Annotated in this window: 1 pseudogene; it reads left to right on the forward strand. The window is 44.4% G+C overall.

The features are described 5' to 3' along the window. A pseudogene (locus tag JMW90_RS13580) lies at window positions 1-593 on the forward strand (Rne/Rng family ribonuclease); the annotation flags it as partial.

The following is a 593-nucleotide window of genomic DNA, read 5'->3' on the forward strand; positions in this document are numbered from 1 at the left end:
CAATAATAATAGTCAAAATACTGCAACGCCTCAGCCAGCAACTAATCAGCAAAGTAGTAATGAGCAGAATCGTCAACTGACACGTTCTGCTGAGAGTAGTACTGATGATAGCAGCGACGCTGAAGAAAGAAGAAGACGTAAACCACGCAAATCAAGACCATCTAAGCCGCGTCAAAGAAAAGAGCAGGCAGATGAAACTGAGAATAGTGCCACTAGCAATACGACTGACAGCAGCGCTAGCACTGATGACAAAGCTAACAATCAAGATAAACGTCAGCAGGATAATAGACGTCATAACGATCGTAATCGCAACAATCGCCAAGACAATAATCGTAATACAAATGAAGACAACGCTAATCCGACCAGTGTTAATGCAACCAGTGTCAGCGACAGCAGTCGTTCTGACAGCTCTGATAATGTAGTAGAAGAGCAAACTCGTACTAAGCGCAAATCGAACAGTCAACGTGGATCACGTGGCAAGCTTGAGCGCGGTGAAACTTTAACGGCAGCTGACTCTAAGCAAAACAATCAGCAAGCCTCTAAAAATGCTAACAGCAAAAACACCATTCTAATGCGCGTCGCAACCAAGACCC

This window comes from Psychrobacter glacincola (genome assembly GCF_904846215.1).
GTDB lineage: Bacteria > Pseudomonadota > Gammaproteobacteria > Pseudomonadales > Moraxellaceae > Psychrobacter > Psychrobacter glacincola.